This window comes from Marinobacter pelagius (assembly GCF_900114925.1).
Taxonomy (GTDB): domain Bacteria; phylum Pseudomonadota; class Gammaproteobacteria; order Pseudomonadales; family Oleiphilaceae; genus Marinobacter; species Marinobacter pelagius.
The window spans coordinates 169,594-186,568 of the sequence record NZ_FOUR01000006.1 but is presented as its reverse complement, the minus strand read 5'-3'; the positions used below and the strand labels follow the sequence as shown (position 1 = coordinate 186,568).

Below are 16,975 nucleotides of genomic sequence, written 5' to 3'. Positions count from 1 at the left end.
ATGGCGGCTTTGACGAAAGCGGAAATGGCGGAACGCTTGTACGAGGAATTGGGCCTGAACAAGCGGGAAGCCAAGGAAATGGTGGAAGCTTTCTTCGATGAAATCAGAGGCGCACTCAGCCATAACGAACAGGTGAAGTTGTCCGGTTTCGGCAACTTCGACCTTCGGGACAAAAAACAGCGGCCGGGACGGAATCCGAAAACTGGTGAAGAGATCCCGATCAGTGCACGGCGTGTTGTTACGTTTCGACCCGGACAAAAACTAAAACAGAAAGTGGAAGCGTATGCTGGAACCCAGTCATAACAACGAACTCCCGGCAATCCCCGGGAAGCGTTACTTCACCATTGGTGAGGTAGCCGATCTTTGTGACGTCAAAGCCCATGTGTTGCGGTACTGGGAACAGGAGTTTCCACAGCTGTCGCCGGTCAAGCGCAGGGGCAATCGTCGTTACTACCAGCGGGCGGATGTCATTACCATCCGCCAGATTCGCAGCCTGCTCTATGATCAGGGCTACACCATCGGTGGCGCCAAGCAGAAGCTGAGCAGTCACGAGATAAAAGAAGACACCTCCCAGTACAAGCAACTCATCCGTCAGATGATTGTTGAGCTCGAAGAAGTTCTTGAGGTGCTCAACACGCCGGTCAAATAAACCGGGTGTAAAAACAGAAAGCCGGGGCGGCCCTGAGGACCGCCCCGGCTTTTTTGTGGCTGTTATTTCTTCTTGCAGGTCTTGATGCCCAGGATGCTGTAGGCGGGGCAATTACCCATCAGCGCAGTCGCCAGCGGAATAATGCCAATCCATCCCCACGCGGTCTGGGGGCCAACAAACACCAGGGCAAGCAAAACTACGCCAACGATGGCGCGGATGATGCGGTCAGCAGAACCCATGTTTACAGTCATCATTCAGTCTCCTTTGCTGATATGAGCTTATGGCTTAACTTTAGGTCATACTTCCCGATAGTTCAGTGATAAAGTCACACACGATCAGCCAACGTAACGGATAAGGACGTTATTCCATGCCCCACCACAGCATCCTCGACATTCTGCCGGAGCAGCTTCGCAAAGAGGCGATGGAGAAGATCCAGGTCATGCGTTTTCCGTCGGGCCAGGTACTGTTCAGTGCCGGGGAGCACTGCCAGGGCCTGCCGCTGGTGCTTAAGGGCAGCGTAAAGGTGCAGATGACCGGTGTTTCCGGCCACAGCATCGTGCTGTACCGCATGGGTAAGGACGACGTCTGCACGCTCTCTATTGGCTGCCTGATGACCGGGCGCGGTTACCGTGCGGAGGCCGTCGTCGAGGAAGAAGGGGAGGCGGCCATGATTCCGCGGGGCGTCTTTGACCGGCTGATGGACCAGTCACCGGAGTTCCGTCTCGGGATCATGGAATCCTACGGGCGTCGTCTGGATGATCTCATGCTGCTGGTCGAGGAGGTTGCCTTCCATCGCATGGATGAACGTCTCGAAGAGTGGCTCCAGGCCCGGGCCAGTCGCGGCGTGATTACCATCACCCACCAGGAACTGGCGGTTGAACTTGGAACTGCGCGGGAAGTAGTGAGCCGACTGCTCAAGGAATTGGAGCGACAGAAGATGGTCAGGCTGTCACGCGGGAAGATCGAGCTGACTGGATTGCTGGACTCTTCGGTACTGGTCGGGGCCTGATCCAAAAAGCACAAAGCCCGGACCTTTCGGCCCAGGCTTTGTCAGGGAATTCTGGTCGGGACGGCAGGATTTGAACCTGCGACCCTCTGCACCCCATGCAGATGCGCTACCAAGCTGCGCTACGCCCCGTTAACTGCCAGCCATGAGAAAAGAGGTTTATCTCAGTGGCTTAGCGGGAGCGAAGTCTACACCAGCCCATCAGAAAAATAAACAGGCTTTCGGCAAATTGCCCCCGAAAATTTACCTCAGCTTGGTCTCCCGCAGTTTCATGATGAAGTGGGGCGGCTCAAAGCTGTCTGCCCGGGCCTCCGGCCAGTATTTGTCGAAGACCGTCAGGCCGGTTTTCTCGCCGGTCAGCAGGGCGCCAGGTTCCAGGAAACGGTAGAGGTCCAGGTAGGAGTGCACTTCGGTTCTGGAGGTCCGGCGAATTACATGCTCAGGACCCAGCTCGGACGGATGACGCAGGCCGGCGGCTTCCAGCAGGTTCTGGAGGGCGTCCAGGGTGTTCTTGTGGAAGTTGTACACCCGCTGGCTCTTGTGACGAACGTCCAGCTTGTTGCTCCTTCGTGGGTCCTGGGTGGCGATGCCGCTTGGGCAGCGGCCGGTGTGGCAATTGAGCGCCTGAATACAGCCGAGGGCAAACATATAGCCCCGGGCGGCATTGCACCAGTCCGCCCCCAGGGCGAGCGTGCGGGCAATGTTGAAGGCGGAGGTGATCTTGCCGGCGGCGCCGATGGCGATGTCTTCCCGGAGATTGGTGGCCACCAGGGTGTTATGGACGATCAGCAGGGCTTCGGTCATAGGCATGCCGAGCCGATTGATGAATTCCAGTGGTGCCGCCCCGGTGCCGCCTTCGCCGCCATCAACGACGATAAAATCCGGTTTGATCCCGGTTTCCAGGATGGCCTTGACGATGCCGAACCACTCCCAGGGATGGCCGATGGCCAGCTTGAAGCCCACCGGCTTACCCCCCGAGAGCTCACGCAGGCGGTCAATGAAATGAAGCATTTCGATGGGGTTGGAGAACTCCGAATGGCTGGCAGGGGAGACGCAGTCTTCACCCAGGGACACACCCCTGGCTTCGGCAATTTCCGGTGTGACCTTGGCGCCGGGCAGAATGCCGCCGTGGCCGGGTTTTGCGCCCTGAGATAGTTTGAGCTCTATCATTTTTACCTGATCGAGGGCGGCATTCTGCTTGAACATGTCGGCGTTGAAGCTGCCGTCCTTGTTACGGCAGCCGAAATAGCCTGATCCGATCTCCCAGACCAGGTCACCGCCGGGTTGGAGATGGTATCTGGAAATCGACCCTTCGCCGGTGTCGTGATAAAAGCTGCCCATTTTCGCGCCGGTGTTCAGGCTCAGGATCGCGTTCGCTGAAAGTGAGCCGAAACTCATGGCCGAAATGTTGAAAACACTGGCGCTGTAGGGCTTGGAGCGATTCTTTCCGATCACGATGCGGAAGTCGGAATCGGCGATGCGCGTCGGGGTCAGCGAGTGGTTCATCCATTCGAACCCTTCCTCGTACATGCGCAGCTGGGAGCCGAAGGGGCGCTTGTCGAGCACATTTTTGGCTCGCTGGTAGACGATCGTGCGCTGCTCCCGGGAAAACGGGCGCTCTTCCGTGTCCGACTGGATGAAGTATTGCCGGATCTCCGGGCCTATGGATTCAAAGAGATATCTGAAGTTGGCCATGATCGGATAGTTCCGGCTGACCGTATGCCTGGTCTGGATCAGGTCGTAGGTTCCCACCCCGGTCAGCACGGCAAAGATGGCGGGGACAATGTAGCCGTACCCCAGCCACAGTGTCACCGGCAGTGAGATAACAAATCCTGCAATGCTCAGGGCATAGGCACTGTAGCGCAGTGGAAAGGTCGTGGTTTTCTCCATGAATACCTCGGATCGGTTCTCGGGAAGTGCCTGATGCACTGATTATATAGATACCCGGGGTCCGAGACAGTGGATTGCCTCTTCAGACACTTGAAAATTCGGGAAATGAACTATTCTGATAAGGGTAAGTACGAAAAAACCACAATAAGCGGGCTTTGATGTTTTGACCTCAAAACATTAGACTTGCGCGCTTGTAATAATTGAACTCCGATTCTGACATTGAATTTCTGACCCAGGAGGCGCCAAACGTGGGCGAGGTAGTGAAAGACGAATATCAGACGGATTACGTCGCGGGCCAGGACAATATTAACGTCCTTGGTCTCGATCTCCATAACTGGGTGTTCCCGGTTTCCGCTCTTATCGTTGTGGCTTTCGTCATCGGAACCTTGATGTTTCCGACGCCGGCGAAAGAGCTGCTCGATGGAGCAAAGTGGGACATCATTGCCAGTTTTGACTGGTTTTTCCTGATCAGTGCCAACATCTTTGTGGTGGTTTGTATTGCACTGATCTTCATGCCGGTGGGTAAAATCCGGATCGGTGGCCAGGACGCCAAGCCCGAGTTTTCCAGGCCGTCATGGTTTGCCATGCTGTTCGCTGCCGGTATGGGTATCGGCCTGATGTTCTGGGCTGTTGCGGAACCGACCGCTTATTACACCGGCTGGTACGAGACGCCATTCAATGTAGAAGCGAACTCGCCGGAGGCCGCGAACCTTGCCATGGGTGCGACCATGTACCACTGGGGTCTGCATCCCTGGGCGATCTATGCCGTGGTGGCGCTGTCACTGGCGTTCTTCGCATTCAACAAGAACATGCCGCTGACCATTCGTTCTGCGTTCTTCCCGCTGCTCAAGGACAAGGTCTGGGGCTGGCCTGGCCACATCATTGACGTACTGGCCGTGGTTGCGACCATCTTTGGCCTCGCAACATCTCTTGGTTTTGGCGCGCAGCAGGCAGCGTCGGGTCTCGATTACCTGTTTGATACTGGCAATGGAATCAACGTTCAGATGGCCATTATCGTGGGGGTCACCGCCGTTGCGCTGATTTCCGTTGTCCGCGGCCTGGAAGGTGGTGTGAAGGTTCTCAGTAACATCAACATGAGCCTGGCGGCACTCCTGCTGTTCTTTGTCATTTTCGCTGGCCCGACCATGACCATCCTGGAGACCATGTGGGTCACATCCTCCAGCTATGTTGTCAACATGGTGCCGCTCAGTAACCCGTTCGGGCGTGAAGATGAGGCCTGGTTCCAGGGCTGGACTGTCTTCTATTGGGCCTGGTGGATTTCCTGGTCACCGTTCGTAGGCATGTTTATCGCCCGGGTGTCCAAGGGCCGCACGGTTCGTGAATTTATCACTGCGGTTCTCCTGATTCCGACTGTCATCACCGTTGTGTGGATGAGCAGTTTCGGTGGCGCCGCACTCGAGCAGATCCAGAATGGTGTTGGTACCCTCGCCGAGGAAGGTCTGACCGACGTCTCCCTGGCTCTGTTCCAGATGTTTGCCAACCTGCCGCTGACCGGAATCATTTCCTTCGTGGCAATCATCCTCGTGCTGGTCTTCTTCGTGACTTCCTCGGACTCCGGCTCGCTGGTGATTGACAGCATTACCGCCGGTGGCAAGACCGACGCTCCTACTGCTCAGCGTGTATTCTGGGCCGTTATGGAGGGGGCAATTGCAGCAGCGCTGATTTTCGGCGGCGGTGCCGATGCCCTGGGCGCGATCCAGGCAACAGCCATCAGTGCCGGCCTGCCGTTCACGGCCATTCTGTTGGTCATGACCTGGGGGCTGCTCAAGGGCCTCAGTCATGAGCGCAAACTGCTGATAGCAAGGGGCGAACTCTGATCATCAGCGGATAGTAAAAACCGGGGTCGAGGCCCCGGTTTTTTTGTGTCTGTTTTTTGAGTTCAGCGACTGGCGAAGGTTTCCATGGCGAACTGTGCCCGTTCGCCAGGCGAGAAATGAGGGCGCTTGAGGTTCTCGATAGCGCGGAGTCTTGGCAGGAGGCCACAACCGTTGGCCATCTGAATCGCCAGGCCCGGTCGTGCGTTGAGTTCAAGCAGCAGGGGGCCTTCGTTGGCATCGACCACCAGATCCACCCCCATGTAGCCCAGCCCTGTGGCTTCATAACAGCGGGATGCCATCTCCAGCATCTCATCCCAGGCAGCGATCTCGATGTTCTCCAGAGCCAGTCCCGTATCCGGGTGCAGGGTGATCGGTCGGTTGAACTGAACCGCATTGAGGCTGCGCCCGGTTCCGATATCAAGACCCACACCTACGGCACCCTGATGCAGGTTCGCCTTGCCGTCCGAGGCGGTTGTGGCGAGCCGTAACATTGCCATGACCGGATAGCCCTGGAACACAACGATTCGGATATCGGGGACGCCCTGGTGGGAGTAACGGGCCAGGTCCGGGTCGGACTGGACCAGGTTCTCCACAATGGCGACGTCTGGCGTGCCTGCCAATGAGTACAGGCCCGCCAGGATGTTGGTCAGATGGCGCTCCAGGTAGGGGGCATCCACCCGCGCTCCGGAGGCCTTGATGTACTCATCGCCGTCCCGGCCGGTTATCACGGTAATACCCTTGCCGCCCGAGCCCTTCGCCGGCTTGATCGCGAAACCTTTCAGGTCCTCGGCCATTTCCCGGAAGTGGGAGATCTCATGCTGCTCACGGACGATCTGCAACAGCCGGGGCGTCTTTACGCCGTATTCGGCGACCACCAGCTTGGTCTTCAGCTTGTTGTCCACCAGCGGATAGGACGAGCGCTCGTTGTACCGGGCAATGTAATCCACATTGCGCCGGTTCATGTTGAGCATGCCCAGCCGTTTCAGTCTCCGGGGAGAAATCCACTCCATGTCAGTCGTACACCTTCATGGGTGAAAATCGACGAAGTTCGCTGAGCTTGTAGCCGGTGTACTGACCCATCAGCAGGATGAACCCGAGAATCACCAGGTGAAGTTCCGGGAAGTTGAAGGTCAGATGGCCGGCGAGCGGGGCGCTCATGACCAGGTAGGCGCAGATGGCCACGAACAGGCTGCCTGAGCCCTGGATCATGACCTCGCGGACGCCTTCTTCCTCCCAGAGGATGGACATCCGCTCGATGGTCCAGGCGATGATAACCATGGGGAAGAAGGTCACCGTCATGCCGGTGTTGAAGCCCATCTGGTAACCAATAATGGACAGCCCCGCAGTGATGAAGATGACCAGGATGATCAGGGCGGAGATCCGGGATACCAGCAACAGGTTGAGGCTGGAGAGATAGCCCCGCATCAGAAGACCGATGGCGACCACGGACAGGAAGGCTATGAGCCCGGGAAGCAGGGTGGTCTGCACGAAGGCTACGGCGATCAGCACGGGCATGAAGGTGCCCGAAGTCCGAATGCCGATCACCATCCGCATGAAAGCCACGATCAACGCGCCCAGAGGCAGGAGCAACAGCATCCGGAACATACTCTGTTCCTCGATGGGCAGCTCATAGAAGCTCAGGAAACCCAGCCCGTTGGATTCGGCCTGCATCGTGGCCAGCTGCAGGGCAGGGACTGTCTGCCGGAGCATCGAAAAGCTCACTTCGGAATTGTCACCGCCGACCACATCCAGCAGGGATTCGGAGCCCTGGCGCCATAGCAGCAGGTTCTCGGGGACTCCCTGTTCCGCTGTCTGGGGATCGAAGGTCAGCCAGTCCTCACCGTTGTATATTTGCAGGAAGGGCATCAACTGCTGGCGGCGGCGGGCATCCTCGAGCCGCAGGCCGTCGGCGGTGCGGGCGGGTATGCCGGCGTGATTGAGCATATCCACCACCAGCTGGAGGTAATTCTCCTCGGCCACCAGCAGTGTGGTGTTCTGGGTCCGGGTGTCCGGCTGCATCAGCCGGATCAGCTCACGGGTCATGCTTTCGGGGGTGCTGGAACGCTCGCGGGCCTGGGTCAGCACTTCCCGTACGGCGGTCGCCTGGGGTTCTTCCCAGAACATTTCACGGGGCTGCGGCTCCCGTGCCAGCCGCCTGGGCCGGGAATCATCCGTGGGAATGAACTGGGCCTTGAAATACAGGGTTTGCGGCCCGGAGACGTCCCGCTTGCTCCATTCCGCCCTGCGGCCACCGGAGTTTTCCACGATGGAGAACCCATAACCCGGAGAGGCGGCCTGTTCGGAAATGATACTGAAGCCCGGCGGTTGTTCCGGGATGTTGAGGCTGGCCAGCACTGGCTCCTCGGTTCCCTCAAAATCCACCCGGGCCTCGACCATCCAGACCGGGCGTTGTTCGCCGGTTAACCAGGGAATGCCCAGCTCGACATGGCGCCAGATGGCCAAGGCGATGCCAGCCCCGATCAGCAGCAGGACGGCGACGTAAAACGGTATGCGTGAACGGGTGGTCAAGCGTCGTCTCCGTTCCGTTTCAGGCTCTTGGGCAGTTCCGTGGCAAACTCCTTGCCGACATCAATCAGCATGACATCCCGGAGCACGTTGCGGCCGATAAGTACTTCGTAGGTGAGATTGCTGCGATCGGCAAGGGTGAACTCGGCAACCTGCTTGTGGTCACCGATGGCAAACTGGAGTTCCACCACCACACGGCGTTCCGAATCCTCGGCACTGGCCTGGATGATGCGAACGCGGCGGGAAATCTCCTTCTCCATAGTCACCAGCTCGTCCGTGCCCGGGACCGGGACATCAAATCGCACCCAGTTGCTGCCATCCCGTTCGAAACGGGTGATATTGCGGGCATCCAGGGAAGAGGTTTCGGCGCCGCTGTCGATTCGCGCGGTATAAACCAGACCGGGTCCGGCCAGGTAGAATTTCTCCACCTCACCCACGATAACCTTGCCTTTCAGGCGGTCGGCACGGCCGGTGTCCTCGAGTGTCGGGCAGACTGGCTGCGCTGGGGTCGGAGGACAGACCGGTTTTTCGACCCTGGTTTCAATAGCTTCCAGAATGGTCTGGGTAGACAGCTTTTCCCGTTGCAGAAGCTGCTCGTGACGAACCGAAGCATTGCCTTCCATGGTGACAAGCGTTGCCCGCTGGGACTGTACCGAAGAGTTCAGCTCTGTCAGGTCCTCTTTCGGGACCATGAAATAGCGATCCGACGAGCACCCGGCCAATACCACGCTCAGCCCTGCGGCTGCGATGACAGAAAGGAACGGAAAACCAGCCCGCGAACGTTTGTAACCCATGAAGTACCCCTGAGCCGGCAGACAAGAACGCCCGGACAATAGGGCGTGCTGATGGTCTGTGCCTTGAATGTGTTCAATTAAGGCCGGGGAGTATACCGCAACCAACGTGTGTAGTGACTTTACAGTTGGTTAACGGGCAGTACGGATTATCCGGACAGGAAGGGGCCTTCGCCAAGATCGGTCTGGGAACGCAGATACTCCTGAATCACCGGGGAGCAATTCAGGTAAAACAGCAACAACTCGCGCTGGATATCCTGATCCTGGATACGGGAAGCAAAGCTGATCATTTCCCTGATGGCGCCGTCATTCTCGCTTCGGCTATCCGGGATCGAGAAACTCTGGCCATAGCGTTCTTTCAGGATTTTCGTCAGGCGCTCGAGATGGAATTCACCCGTGTGGGTAATGTGGGGCAGGATCCGGAAACCTTTCGGATAGGTTTTCTTTCTTCCTGCCAGAACACACGACTGCATGTCATCCCCGGCCCGGTTTTCCTGCCAGAGTTCTGATCCCAGTTTTCGCCACAGTTCTTTCAGCATAACTTGCCTGTCCATCCTCTGACTGCGGATTCGTCCCGGCCGTGAAAAAAATGTAATCAAAATAAACAGGACGAACACTTTATTCTTTTAGTGGATATTACGGGGCACGTCCAGAGCCAGATGCACGCCGGTAATAAATTTGCCAATCAGTCGAGGTGCCGGCCCCCCATTAATGCCTATGAACGGGAGGCAACGCAAAAGGTTCCATTGTTACGTTAAACTGTTCGTCATGATGTGATCATCCGGGCAAACCAACCAGGAGCGTCTTGCAGTGCCGGAAGCGATAACCCGATGGATAGTGGCCTCGCCGGAATTGATGGCTGGATTAATGGGAGTGCTGGCACTTTTGATAGTGCTTCTTGCCGCTTTCCTGATGCGCTCCGCCCGCAAGGCCGATGCCTGGCAGAACCGGGCCTTTGACGCCGAGACCAGGGTCGCCGGGCTGGAGTCGGACGTTGGCGGCAAGCGGCAGTGGATCGAGCAGCTCGAAGGCGAACGCAAAAGCCTCCAGACCCGGATCGAGGATCTTTCCGGCGAGTTGCACCGTGTGAGGGTGAGGCTCCGGGAACAGGAGGTGGCCCTGGACCGGGAGCGCCGCTCGGCTGCGGAGAAGCTGGAACTGCTGGAACGTAACCGGGACGCGCTGAAGCAGGAGTTCGAGAATCTCGCCAACCGGATTTTCGATCAGAAGAACGAACGCTTCACCCAGCAGACCCGAACCAGTTTGGACAGCCTGCTCAATCCCTTCCGGGACCAGTTGCAGGATTTCCGCAAGCGGGTGGAAGACGTGTACACCACCGAGACCCGGGACCGCCAGGCACTACGCAGCGAGATCAAATCACTGCAAGAGCTGAACCGGCAGATTACCGAGGAAGCGGCCAACCTGACCAAGGCCCTGAAGGGTGACAAAAAGATCCAGGGTAACTGGGGCGAGCTGATCCTGGAGCGGGTGCTGGAGAAGTCCGGGCTGCGCAAGGGCGTGGAGTATGAAACCCAGGGTAGTTACCGGGATGGTGACCACCAGCTGTTGCGCCCGGATGTGGTGGTGCACCTGCCGGATAACCGGAACCTGATCGTGGATTCCAAGGTATCCCTGCTGGCCTACCAGCAGTGGGTCAACGAGGAAGACGAGAATGCGCGGGCGGATGCCCTGAAACAGCACGTGGAGGCGGTGCGGAACCATATTCGCACCCTGAGCGAGAAAGACTATAGTCAGCTCCATGGCCTGCATTCGCCGGATTTCGTGTTGTTGTTCATGCCCATCGAGCCGGCGTTCGTGGCAGCTTTTCAGCAGGACGAGAACCTCTTCGCAGAAGCCTTCGAGCGAAAGATTATTGTGGTGACTCCGACCACGCTCCTGGCCACACTGCGGACCATCGAGAACATCTGGCGCTATGAACGCCAGAGCCAGAATGCCCGGCGGATTGCAGACCGGGCCAGTGCGGTCTACGACAAGCTGAGGGTCTTTGTCGAAGCCATGGAGCGTCTGGGCAGCCAGTTGCAAACAGCCCAGGGCAGCTATGATTCGGCCATGAGCACCCTGACCCGGGGCCGTGGTAACCTGATTTCACAGGCGAACCGGTTCGTGGAGTTGGGCGTGAGGGTCAAGAAAGAACTTCCCCGGGGCATCCTGGAGCAGGCCGAGGTGGATGCCGAAGATACCGAGATGGAAGCGGCAATGAACGCCGATAACCAGCAGGAGTAAGAGCGATGGCAGTAGCATCAGGAACGTTTCAACGACTGGCCCGGTCCGTGGCACTGGTCGCCGCCCTTTCTGCCGCCGGGCAGGTGCAGGCACTGGCTCCGGAGCACGAGATGCGCCGCTTGATGCTGGCCACCGAGGAGGCTGTCAACGCCGGTAGCTGGGGCGAAGCCGGGGAGTACCTGAATCGCCTCCAGCAGCTGGAAGCGGAGAAGCCGGCCGAATACTTCTATTACCGCGGCCGGGTGATGCTGCAGGCCGGCCATCTGAATGAGGCCCAGGCGGCCCTGGAAGCCTATGTCACCCAGGCCGGAACCGAGGGCAGCCAGTATCAGCAGGCCCTGAAACTGATTACTGATGTGGAACGCACCCGCAAGTCCGGCTCGGCCGATCAGGCCAACGGCAAGCAGGCGCCCAAAGTGGCTGTGATTGAACCTGCGGGTGACCAGCGCATATCGTCACTCAAGAAGCTCTACCTCACTAACAATGACCGTGACGCCCTGCTGATGCACCTCAACAGCCTGCTGGATATGGCTGGCTGGCGCGAGGATCAGACGGTCGTGAGGCTGGACAAGCCTGCGGATGTTGCCTACGAGTTGAGTGCCACTGAAAGCGTTATCAGCTTCCAGGAGATTCGCCGCGAAGAGGGTAGCCGACTTGTGCGCAAAACCCAGACCATGGAAGTCTATGGCGTGAACCCCATGATCGAGTGGGGCTGCGAGGCGGCGGTAGCCAGCTGCTGGATCTACGATCCCCGCGACGGCTCACGCTTGATGCAGCTTGCCTACAATCGGGAGCGAGCTGGTGAAATCGCCCAGACACTGGGGCAGCTGGTCCGTCATCTGCAGGCGCCTGCAGGCTCCTGACCGCTTCAGGACTCGAGGTTGCCCCGTTCACCCTCGCGATAGGCGCCGGGGGTGACGCCCGTCCATTTCTTGAAGGCGCGGTGGAACGTGGAGGGTTCGGTAAAGCCCACCTTCTCCGCGATGTCATTGATTGGCAATTCCTGCCGGCCCAGGTAGTAAATGGCCATGTCCCGCCGCAGCAGATCCTTGATCTCCTGAAAAGACGTGTTTTCCTGTTTCAGCCGGCGCCGCAGGGTTTGCGGGCTGGTATGCAGCTCCGAAGCAATCCACTCGAAATCCGGCAGGGGTTTGGAGAAATCCCTGCCAATCAGCGCCCGGATCCTGCCTGTCCAGGTATTGCTCTCATCGGGCCGTGAAAGCAGATCCGCCGGCGAGGTCTTGAGGAACTGGCGCATTTCCGGCTTGTCCCGGATAACCGGCGCCGAGAGAAAGCGCTTGTCGAAGGTGAGGGCTGTCTGACCCGACTCGAATTCCAGCGGGCAGTGGAAGATATGCCGGTACTCATCACCGTGGGACGGGCGAGGGTAGTCGAACTCGGCCTTGTCCAGCTCCACCGGCTGGCCGATCAGCCAGCTTCCCAGGCGATGCCAGATCACCAGAATGCTCTCGCGCAGGAAGTAACTGGGGTCGTAGATTTCGCCCTCGATCCGCAAGACCAGCCGGGCCTGTTCTTCGCCGACTTCGAGCTCCATGGCTACCATGGGCTCGAACAGGCGTGAGAACTGGAATGCCTGGCGGTAAACGGCCTCAAGATTGGGGCAGTCGATCACCAGCGCGCACATGGTCGCAAAGGTGCCGGTGCGGGCCCGTCGTGGCCCCAACCCCATGAACTCATCCCCGGTGCGGTTCCAGAGCACCTGCATCAGCCGGCTGAACTGGTCACTGCTGACCCGTGCCATCTCTATGCGTAGCAGATCCGGAGAAATCCCGGCTTCCTTCAGCATCTCCCGGGTGTCCAGCCCCTGCGCCTCGGCACCGACCAAAGCTGCCTGTACAAAATGTCTTGAAACCGTGAGGTTGGGCATCGCGTTCGCCATTCCATGAAAACGAAACCCATCATAAAACCCCGGGGGAACATTGCAACCGGCCTAACTGCCTGACGTGTGGAAGAATTGGTCAACGGGAATGGGGGAACCGGCAGTTGGCCCCGGGAGCAAAACACGGCAGCATGGGAAAAAACAAACGTCACAACAAGGAGAAAACCATGGCAGGTCCTTTGAAGTCACTGAAGGTTCTGGATTTCAGCACCTTGCTGCCCGGTCCCTACGCCACCATGCTACTGGCTGATATGGGGGCAGAAGTACTACGAATCGAGGCACCGGACCGGGTGGACCTCACCAAGGTGATGCCCCCCTTCGACGGCAAATTCAGTACCGCGTTTTCCTATCTCACGCGAGGCAAGGATACCCTCCAGCTCAACCTGAAGAAGGAGGGGGCTGCCGACAAGGTCAAGGAGCTGGTCAAGGACTACGACATCGTGGTCGAGCAGTTCCGCCCCGGTGTGATGGGCCGCCTGGGCATCGGTTACGAGACCCTGCGTGAAATCAACCCCGGGCTGATCTACTGCGCCATCACCGGCTACGGCCAGACCGGCCCCTACAAAGACCGCGCCGGCCACGACATCAACTACCTCTCCATCGCCGGCGTCTCCAGCCACTGTGGCCGCGCAGACAGCGGCCCGCCCCCCATGGGCATCCAGATCGCCGACGTGGCCGGTGGCTCCCACCACGCCGTCATGGGCATCCTCGCGGCCGTCATCGAACGCCAGCAAACCGGCAAAGGCCAGTTCGTGGACATCAGCATGACCGACGCTGCCTTCGCCCTGAACGCCATGTCCGGTGCTGCCTGTCTGGCCGGTGGCGTGGAGCAGAAGCCCGAGGGCGGCATGCTCAACGGTGGGTCTTTCTATGATTATTACCAGACCAGTGATGGCCGCTGGCTCTCTGTGGGCAGCCTGGAGCCGCAGTTCTCGGCCCGGCTGTGTGACGCGCTGGGGCTACCCGAGATGAAAAGCCAGGCCTTGAGTCAGAAGCCGGATGATCAGAAGCAGCTCAAGACAGCCATCCAGGAGAGGGTGAGAGAGAAAACGCTGGTGGAGTGGCAGGAAATCTTTGCCGGGCAGGATGCCTGTGTGGAGCCGGTGCTGACGATTTCAGAGGCGGCGGAGCATCCGCAGTTGAAGGCGAGGGGGATGGTGATCGAGGTTGATCGTGGGGATGGGGAGATGCAGAGGCAATCAGGCAACCCCATCAAGTTCGTCTGATGTAACCCGGTTTATTAAAACAGTACTAAGGAGTCGCTCACTTAGAAGAATTTATTCCTGAACAGGGCTTCAGGCTTTCCGATGGAAAACCTGACACTCTGCTAGGTTTTATAGTGTCGCCTTTGGCGATAACACCGTAGTGAACAACTATAAGGACGACACTATGAAAATCAGGAAATTCCAGACAACCGGGCGAAGGCTTGGGTTGGGTTTGGTTATAGTTAGCAGTGCTTTTCTGGGGGGCTGTTTTGACGGAGACAGTTCTTCCAGCTCCTCTGGGGTGAACGAGCAGCTGTTTCCGGCAGATGGCACGTTTGAAGCAACGATCAAGCGAACAACCGACGGCGTTCCTCACATTACGGCTGATAATTTGGCATCGGCCGCTTTCGGTCATGGCTATGCCCAAGCCCAGGATAATGTTTGCTTGCTAGCAGAGGCGATTGTCAAGGCGAGAAGTGAAAGGGCTAAATATTTTGGTCCCGGTGACGGCGATATCAATATCATTAATGACTTTAGTTTCAAAGCACAGGGTATTCTTAGCGGAGCAGAAGAGGAATATTCAAACCTGAGTGATGAGACACGTGCCCTTATTGAAGGGTTTACAGCTGGGTATAACAAGTTTGTAAGCGAGACTCCCAGCTCTGATTTTCCCCCGGAGTGCAGAGATCAACCTTGGGTTAAAGAAATCCGGCCAGTTGATCTGTTTGCCCATTATCGAATCGTTGGCCAATACGCAAGCGGTGCATTGTTCGCCACTGGTGCAGTGTTTGTTGCGGTTCCCGAGGGCGAATCACCACTACCAACTCCGGTTCTGGAGATGTCATCCAAACTTGATGTTCATAACCTGGTCGCGGCAAATGCAAGAACTAACGCAGCCAAGCAAGTGGACTTCCAGGACTTCGGGCTTGGTAGTAATGCATGGGGTATCGGCAAGGAGTTGACTGAACACGGTAAGGGTGCACTGTTGGCCAATCCGCACTTCCCCTACACCGGCCACCGCAGGCTTTATCAGGTTCACTTGACCGTGCCTGGTTACATGAATGTGAACGGTGCAGGACTTCTGGGAACGGCCATTCCGTTGATTAATTTCAACGAGAACCTGGCCTGGTCACATACAGTCACAACCAGTCGGCGATTTACCCTGTATGAGCTGACACTCAAAGATGGTGACAACTTCACCTACCTCAAAGATGGTGTTGAGAAGCCTATCACCGAAAAAACGTTTCGTATTGAAGTGAATAATGGATCCCCAACACCAACCATACTCGAAAAAACCTTCTACTTTTCTGAGTATGGGCCAATGCTGGCTGCAGATGCTGTCACAGGCGGAGGACTTCCCGCTTGGGGGGCTTCGGGAACTGCATACACATATCGCGATGCCAATGCCTCCACCGAAAGGCTGTTGGATACATGGTTGCAGATGAGCCGTGCATCCAACCTTGAGGAGTTTCAGGCTGTTTTCCAGAATTGCGGAACGACCTTCTGGACAAACTCAACCTATGCCGATGCGGAAGGAAATGCCTACTACATTGACAGCAGCTCCGTGCCCCATCTGTCTGATGCTTCTCTCGCCGTTATTGATTTCAAAAGGAGTGTCAGTCCTGAATACAATCAATTGTTTGAAGCAGGCTTGACGTTGCTCGATGGCAGCAAGTCTCGCGATGACTGGATTGAGGGCGATTGTAACGGACTGGTGCCATTCGAGAAGAAACCGCAGCTACTGAGGCAGGATTGGGTTCAAAACTCCAACGACAGTTACTGGTCAACAAACCCCGACGCCTTCCTTACAGGCTATTCTCCGCTGTTTGGACCTGAGCAAACTCAATTGAACCCGCGTACCCGGATAGGGATTACTATGCTCCAGAACCCATTGGATCCTGGATATGCGGCTAATCCTCCAGCTGGACAGGATGGAAAATTTGGGGCTCAGGATCTTATTAATGTCATCTACAACAACCGGACCTGGTATTCCGAACAGTTCCTTACTGAGCTCCGAGAGCGTTGTGATCTTATTGGCGCAGGTGCAGTTAATCTGAGTGCCGGAGGAAGTCGCGCGGTTGACGAGGCTTGCGGTGTATTGCAGAACTGGGATGGCGTGTACGACGTGGATAGTGTGGGCGCACACGTATTTCGCGTTTTCATCGCCAATTACCGCAACAAGTTTTCAGCCGATTTGACGGTACCCTTTGATCCCAACGATCCAGTTAGCACCCCTTCTACGCCGTCTGACACCAATCGGGGCTCACCCGATGACGTGATGCTGGTGGCATTGGCCGATGGCCTCGAATCACTCGATGCTGCCTCAATTGCCTATGATGCTCGTCTTGGCGATGTTCAATATCACCAACCTACCGGTGGTGTCCCGCCAGGTGGTACCCCCGTTGAGTTGCTGCAGTCGTTCCCTTGGCATGGCGGTGATGGTTCAGTGGATGGAGCATTTAATGCTATTGGCGTAGTCACAAGCGCTACGGCAGAAGACACGGTCTTTCCCAGGATTGCACCTACCGTGATTCCGAATACCGCTGGATTGTCTCAAGCGCCTGGGGAGGGCTGGCATATGGCCCGTGGTACAAGCTGGCACTTTGGTCTTGAGTTCACTGAATCGGGGCCTGAGGCTTATGGGCTTGTAAGCTACTCCCAATCTACCGATCCTGATTCGCCTTATTTCAATGATCAGAGTTTGCGGTATTCAGAGAAGGATTATCGGAAGTTGTTGTTCACTGAGGAGGAGGTTGAAGCGAACCTGTTGGCGAATGGAGTAACGACGCTTTCCCAGTAGTTGTCTTGAGGCATTAAGCCCGACAGATCATGAACATTTGTCGGGCTTAATTGATTAGGAATAGTAGAAGCCCGAAACAGAAAACCCCGCCGAAGTGGCGGGGTTTTCTGTTCATCTATAGATGGT

Annotated in this window: 15 protein-coding genes and 1 tRNA gene; 8 read left to right on the top strand and 8 right to left on the bottom strand. The window is 57.2% G+C overall.

What is annotated here, in order from left to right:
* Together ihfA and BM254_RS13135 are read left to right on the top strand one after the other, a co-directional pair.
* Complete coding sequence (ihfA, locus tag BM254_RS13140; RefSeq protein WP_007151838.1) at positions 1–303, top strand: integration host factor subunit alpha; 303 nt, start codon at positions 1–3, stop codon at positions 301–303.
* Entirely contained in the window at positions 284–649 is a 366-nt protein-coding gene (locus tag BM254_RS13135) for a MerR family transcriptional regulator (RefSeq protein ID WP_092004428.1), read from the top strand. Before ihfA ends, BM254_RS13135 begins: the two co-directional genes overlap by 20 nt.
* A gap of 62 nt (positions 650–711) precedes the next feature.
* On the opposite strand, the gene BM254_RS13130 is transcribed toward BM254_RS13135, so the two are convergent.
* Complete coding sequence (locus BM254_RS13130) at positions 712–900, bottom strand: YgaP family membrane protein (protein WP_092004696.1); 189 nt, start codon at positions 898–900, stop codon at positions 712–714.
* A gap of 116 nt (positions 901–1,016) precedes the next feature.
* Between BM254_RS13130 and BM254_RS13125 the strand changes: the two genes are divergently transcribed.
* Positions 1,017–1,658 (top strand): Crp/Fnr family transcriptional regulator, encoded by a 642-nt coding sequence (locus BM254_RS13125; protein ID WP_092004425.1) that lies wholly within the window; start codon positions 1,017–1,019, stop codon positions 1,656–1,658.
* 52 nt (positions 1,659–1,710) lie between these two features.
* Here BM254_RS13125 and BM254_RS13120 read toward each other — a convergent pair.
* Both BM254_RS13120 and BM254_RS13115 read right to left on the bottom strand, forming a co-directional pair.
* Positions 1,711–1,787 (bottom strand) — tRNA-Pro (locus tag BM254_RS13120).
* 111 nt (positions 1,788–1,898) lie between these two features.
* Positions 1,899–3,545 (bottom strand): FMN-binding glutamate synthase family protein, encoded by a 1,647-nt coding sequence (locus tag BM254_RS13115; RefSeq protein WP_092004422.1) that lies wholly within the window; start codon positions 3,543–3,545, stop codon positions 1,899–1,901.
* Between the two features lie 248 nt (positions 3,546–3,793).
* Here BM254_RS13115 and BM254_RS13110 point away from each other — a divergent pair, with 248 nt between their 5' ends.
* Positions 3,794–5,383: a BCCT family transporter gene (locus tag BM254_RS13110; protein WP_092004419.1), complete on the top strand. Its 1,590-nt coding sequence runs from the start codon at positions 3,794–3,796 to the stop codon at positions 5,381–5,383.
* 62 nt (positions 5,384–5,445) lie between these two features.
* Here BM254_RS13110 and BM254_RS13105 read toward each other — a convergent pair whose 3' ends face one another.
* From BM254_RS13105 to BM254_RS13090, 4 genes are all read right to left on the bottom strand, one after another.
* Positions 5,446–6,393, bottom strand: a complete 948-nt coding sequence (locus tag BM254_RS13105) for an alpha-L-glutamate ligase-like protein (protein WP_092004417.1) — start codon at positions 6,391–6,393, stop codon at positions 5,446–5,448.
* 1 nt (position 6,394) lies between these two features.
* The gene (locus BM254_RS13100; RefSeq protein WP_092004414.1) at positions 6,395–7,912 is read right to left on the bottom strand and encodes an inactive transglutaminase family protein; all 1,518 of its coding nucleotides are present in this window, start codon (positions 7,910–7,912) and stop codon (positions 6,395–6,397) included.
* Positions 7,909–8,703 (bottom strand): ATP-dependent zinc protease family protein, encoded by a 795-nt coding sequence (locus tag BM254_RS13095; protein WP_092004412.1) that lies wholly within the window; start codon positions 8,701–8,703, stop codon positions 7,909–7,911. Before BM254_RS13095 ends, BM254_RS13100 begins: the two co-directional genes overlap by 4 nt.
* Positions 8,704–8,849: 146 nt before the next feature.
* Positions 8,850–9,239: a hypothetical protein gene (locus BM254_RS13090; RefSeq protein ID WP_092004410.1), complete on the bottom strand. Its 390-nt coding sequence runs from the start codon at positions 9,237–9,239 to the stop codon at positions 8,850–8,852.
* A 271-nt stretch (positions 9,240–9,510) separates the two neighbouring features.
* Between BM254_RS13090 and BM254_RS13085 the strand changes: the two genes are divergently transcribed.
* Entirely contained in the window at positions 9,511–10,944 is a 1,434-nt protein-coding gene (locus BM254_RS13085; RefSeq protein WP_175497270.1) for a DNA recombination protein RmuC, read from the top strand.
* Between the two features lie 5 nt (positions 10,945–10,949).
* Positions 10,950–11,807, top strand: a complete 858-nt coding sequence (locus tag BM254_RS13080) for a hypothetical protein (RefSeq protein ID WP_092004408.1) — start codon at positions 10,950–10,952, stop codon at positions 11,805–11,807.
* Between the two features lie 5 nt (positions 11,808–11,812).
* Here BM254_RS13080 and BM254_RS13075 read toward each other — a convergent pair whose 3' ends face one another.
* Entirely contained in the window at positions 11,813–12,832 is a 1,020-nt protein-coding gene (locus tag BM254_RS13075; protein ID WP_092004401.1) for an AraC family transcriptional regulator, read from the bottom strand.
* A gap of 179 nt (positions 12,833–13,011) precedes the next feature.
* On the opposite strand from BM254_RS13075, the gene BM254_RS13070 reads away from it, so the two are divergent.
* Together BM254_RS13070 and BM254_RS13065 are read left to right on the top strand one after the other, a co-directional pair.
* On the top strand, positions 13,012–14,070 hold the full coding sequence (locus tag BM254_RS13070) for a CaiB/BaiF CoA transferase family protein (RefSeq protein ID WP_092004690.1): 1,059 nt from the start codon (positions 13,012–13,014) through the stop codon (positions 14,068–14,070).
* Positions 14,071–14,233: 163 nt separating this feature from the next.
* The gene (locus BM254_RS13065; protein ID WP_092004398.1) at positions 14,234–16,849 is read left to right on the top strand and encodes a penicillin acylase family protein; all 2,616 of its coding nucleotides are present in this window, start codon (positions 14,234–14,236) and stop codon (positions 16,847–16,849) included.
* The last annotated feature ends 126 nt before the right edge of the window (positions 16,850–16,975 follow it).